The organism is Enterovirga sp., from assembly GCF_028290205.1.
Taxonomy (GTDB): domain Bacteria; phylum Pseudomonadota; class Alphaproteobacteria; order Rhizobiales; family Beijerinckiaceae; genus Enterovirga.
In genome coordinates this window covers 1-3,923 of record NZ_JAQGKF010000185.1, presented here as the reverse complement: position 1 = coordinate 3,923, position 3,923 = coordinate 1, and the positions used below count along the sequence as shown (strand labels likewise).

5 protein-coding genes are annotated in these 3,923 nt (G+C 72.9%); 4 read left to right on the top strand and 1 reads right to left on the bottom strand.

The window, feature by feature from the left end; translation table 11 throughout:
• Positions 1–19 precede the first annotated feature (19 nt).
• Positions 20–994, bottom strand: a complete 975-nt coding sequence (locus JWR86_RS13335) for a substrate-binding domain-containing protein (protein WP_299566392.1) — start codon at positions 992–994, stop codon at positions 20–22.
• 52 nt (positions 995–1,046) lie between these two features.
• Here JWR86_RS13335 and JWR86_RS13330 point away from each other — a divergent pair, with 52 nt between their 5' ends.
• From JWR86_RS13330 to JWR86_RS13315, 4 genes are all read left to right on the top strand, one after another.
• Entirely contained in the window at positions 1,047–1,742 is a 696-nt protein-coding gene (locus JWR86_RS13330) for an ABC transporter permease (RefSeq protein ID WP_299566389.1), read from the top strand.
• A complete protein-coding gene (locus JWR86_RS13325) occupies positions 1,739–2,470 on the top strand; it encodes an ATP-binding cassette domain-containing protein (protein ID WP_299566386.1) in 732 nt (243 codons plus the stop codon). The genes JWR86_RS13330 and JWR86_RS13325 overlap by 4 nt, the downstream gene beginning before the upstream one ends.
• Positions 2,443–3,282, top strand: coding sequence for an extracellular solute-binding protein (locus JWR86_RS13320; protein ID WP_299566383.1), 840 nt, complete (start codon positions 2,443–2,445; stop codon positions 3,280–3,282). The genes JWR86_RS13325 and JWR86_RS13320 overlap by 28 nt, the downstream gene beginning before the upstream one ends.
• 107 nt (positions 3,283–3,389) lie before the next feature.
• On the top strand, positions 3,390–3,923 hold a 534-nt coding region (locus tag JWR86_RS13315), incomplete at its 3' end, for a 4-hydroxythreonine-4-phosphate dehydrogenase PdxA (RefSeq protein ID WP_299566379.1).

The window sequence follows — 3,923 nt, the reverse complement described above, 5'->3', positions numbered from 1 at the left end:
GCGGCGAGCGCGCGCCCGCCTAGCCCGCGTCTTCGCGGGCGGGCTGCAGCCGGGCCAGGATCTCGGCCGCCGCGGCCGGCACCTCGCCACGGCGCGCCGCGAGGCGATACACCTCCTCGCCCTGGGCCACGAAGCCCAGGCCGAAGCGTTCCGCCGCCACCCTGACGCCCATTCCGGCATCGGCCATGCCGGCCGCCACCATGGCGGCGACGGCGGCGTGGGTGAATTCCTCGTTGCCGTAACCGCGCACCGATGCCGGGTCGACACCTGCTTCCGCGAGCAGGTGGTCCGTCCAGCCGCGGGTTCCCGAGCCCCTTTGCCGGTTCACGAAGCGCAGCCCCGGGCGGCCCAGATCGCGCACCGAGCCGATGCCGAGCGGGTTCCCGGGCGCGACCAGAAGCCCTTGTTGCCGCCGGAACAGCGCGACAATGTGGAGCGCGGGATCACGCAGCACGGCCTCATCGCGGTTCCGCCCACCGGCACCCGGACCGAGATGGAACCCGGCCAGATCGGCGTCCCCGGCGCGCAGGCGGCGGAGCGCCTCCTCGCTTCCCACCACGGCCGCCTCCACATCCGGCATGCCGGCCAGCAGGTCGACCAGCACCGGGTCGTGGCTCAGCGCCATGCGGCAGGTCGGCGGCCGCTGCGCCGTGACGAGAGCGGCGACGCGCAGGCGCAGCCGCTCCCCGTCCTCGGCCAGGGACTTGCCGAGCCGGCTCTGGGCCTCGTCGAGCGCGGCCCGCAGGGCCTCCCCGGCCGCGTTCAACGACGTGCCGTGGCCTTTGGTCTTGACCACCAGGGGGCGACCGAAGGCCGCTTCGAGCCGGGCGAGGCGATCCCAGGCCGACCGGTAGGAGATGCCGATCCGGTCGGCTGCCGCCCGCAGCGAGGGCTCCTGCGCGAGGGCCTCCAGGAACAGGCCGGTCTGCCGCACGGACAGCCGGTCGCGGCCGAGTTCCAGATTCCCGTCCAGCCACAGCGCAGAATCCGTCATATGCAGATCATTTCATATTGAAGTTGCAACCGGAAGTGCCTCACTTGGCTCCATGTGGGACGCCCTCAGCGCCGCCTTGCGGCTGGTCCTCCGTCTGGACGGTGACGTCCTGGCCATTGCAGGGCTGTCGCTTCGGGTCAGCCTGCTGGCCGTGGCCTGCGGCACCCTGGTCGGCGTGCCGCTCGGGGCGCTGCTCGCCATCTCCCGCATGCCCGGCCGCGGCGTCCTGGTGGCCGTCCTGAACGGGCTGATGGGCCTGCCGGCCGTTGTGGTGGGACTGGTCGTGTACCTGCTGCTGTCGCGGTCCGGGCCGCTTGGCGCCGCCGGCCTTCTGTTCACGCCGACCGCCATGGTGATCGCCCAGACCATCCTCGTGACACCGCTGATCGCGGCCCTGACCCGACAGGTGGTCGAGGATGCCGACCGGGAACTCGGCGAGCAGCTTCGCTCCATGCGGCTCGGCCGGTGGCGGCGCGCCCGCGCGCTCGCATTCGATGCCCGCTTCTCCCTCGCCGTGGTGCTGCTGGCCGCCTTCGGCCGGGCCGTGTCGGAGGTCGGGGCCGTTCTCGTCGTGGGCGGCAACGTGGCCGGCCATACCCGCACCATGACCACGGCGATCTCGCTCGAAACGCAAAAGGGCGATCTGCCCCTGGCCCTGGCGCTCGGCCTCGTCCTGATCGGCATCGTGCTCGCCGTGAATGCGGCCGCGTCCCTGCTGCGCCACCACGCCATGCGGGTCTACGGGTGAGCCCGGCCCTGCCGATCCGGATCGAGGGCGTTTCCCTGCGGGCGGACGGCCGCGCCGTCCTGGATGGACTCTCGGCCAGCATCGGATCAGCGGGCATCACGGCCGTGATCGGGCCGAACGGCGCCGGCAAGAGCGTGACCCTGCGGGTGATCGACGGCCTGCTCGTGCCGGATTCGGGCCGAGTGCGCTTCGGCTCGCGGCCCGGCGCGGAAATCCGGCGCGCCTTCGTGTTTCAGAAGCCGGGCCTGATCCGGTCCAGCGTCGCGGATAACGTGGCGCTGGCGCTCGCCGGCGCGCGGCTCGGCCGGGCCGAGATGCGGGACAGGGTGGCCGAGGCGCTGCGCCGGGTCGGGCTCCTTAGCCGCGCCAGGGACGCCGCCCGCAAGCTCTCGGGCGGGGAGCAGCAGCGCCTGGCGCTCGCCCGCGCCGCCGTCACCGAGCCCGATCTGCTGCTCTTGGACGAACCCACGGCGCATCTCGATCCGGCCGCCACGGAGGAGATCGAAGCCCTCGTCCTGGACCTGTCGCGCGGCGGGGCCAAGGTCATCCTGGTCTCCCACAATCTCGGTCAGGTCGGGCGTTTGGCGGAGGACGTCCTCGTCCTCGCGGCGGGGCGTGCCGTCGAGCACGGCCCTGCCGCCCGCATCCTCGCCCAACCCCGCTCGCCCGAGGCCCGGGCCTACCTTGCCGGAGAGCTGCCGTGGATGTCCTGCGCCGCCGCGTCCTGATCCTGGCCGCCTGCGCGGCCGCCCTCCTCGCCGCGCCGGCCGCGGCGGAGGGCGACCGCAGCATCACGGTCGCGTCCACCACCTCGACCGAGCAATCCGGGCTGTTCGGGCACCTGTTGCCGCGGTTCACGGCCCGGACCGGAATCGCCGTGAAGGTGGTGGCCCTCGGCACCGGTCAGGCGCTGGATGTCGGCCGCCGGGGCGATGCCGACGTGGTCTTCGTGCACGACCGGGCGGCCGAGGAAAGCTTTGTCCGGGAGGGCTTCGCCACCGGCCGGCAGGACGTGATGTACAACGACTTCGTGGTGATCGGGCCGCGCGACGACCCGGCCCGGGCGCGCGGCGCGGACGTGCTGGAGGCCCTGCGGCGGATCGCGGCTGCCCGGGCGCCCTTCGTGTCCCGTGGCGACCGGTCCGGCACGCATGGGGCGGAGTTGCGCTCCTGGGCCGAGGCGGGCCTCGATCTCGCGGCGATCCGGGGCGAGTGGTACCGCGAGATCGGCCAGGGGATGGGCCCGGCCCTCAACACGGCCTCGGCCACCAACGCCTACCTGTTGGCGGACCGGGGCACCTGGCTGTCCTTCAAGAACCGGGGCGAGCTCGCGATCCTGGTCGAAGGCGATCGGCGCCTGTTCAATCCCTATGGCGTGATGCTGGTGAATCCGGCCAGGCACCCGCATGTGAAAGCCCGGGACGGCCAGGCCTTTGTCGACTGGCTCGTCTCGCCCGAGGGGCAGGGGGCCGTCTCCGAATACCGGATCGGCGGCGAGCAGCTCTTCTTTCCGAGCGCCGGCGCGGCCGGGAGGTCCTGACCGGGCGCCCGCGCCACGGCGCAGGGGCCGATCCGGCGCGGCGGTCTTGACTGTGGCCGAGCCCTCACGAACCATGCCCCGCTTCCAACGGGACAGCGTGGGCCGATATGGCAAGCAGCCCGAGACCCACCATTGCCCTCGCGATCGGCGATCCGGCCGGGATCGGGCCGGAGCTCGCCGCCAGGATGGTGGCGGACCCGGAGGTGAGGGCGGCGGCGTCCCTCCTGGTTGTCGGGGACGCACGGGTCCTGGCCCGGGCCGCGCAGCAGGCTGGCATCGAACTCGACATGGCCGTGACCGGCCCGGACGCGCCCGCCCCGGCGGGCGAGCGGCCGCTGTTGCGCGATCTCGGCCATCTTGACCCGGCTGACATCCGGCCTGGAGTGGCCAGCGCGGCCGGTGGGCGCTTTGCCCTCGAGAACTACCGGACGTGCCTGGAACTGGCCAAGAGCGGCCGCGCGGACGCGGTGTGCTTCACGCCGTTCAACAAGGCCGCCATGAAGCTCGCCCATCAGGCCTATGACGACGAGATCGGCTACACGGCCGGCATTCTCGGCGTGGCCGGGCCGGCCAGCGAGTTCAACATTCTCGACGGGCTGTGGAACGCCCGGGTGACGTCGCACGTGCCGCTCTCGGCGGTG

Excerpts from the sequence above, each read along its gene's own strand:
- JWR86_RS13335 (WP_299566392.1), bottom strand. The coding sequence starts at position 994 with ATGACGGATTCTGCGCTGTGGCTGGACGGGAATCTGGAACTCGGCCGC.
- JWR86_RS13330 (WP_299566389.1), top strand. The coding sequence starts at position 1,047 with ATGTGGGACGCCCTCAGCGCCGCCTTGCGGCTGGTCCTCCGTCTGGAC.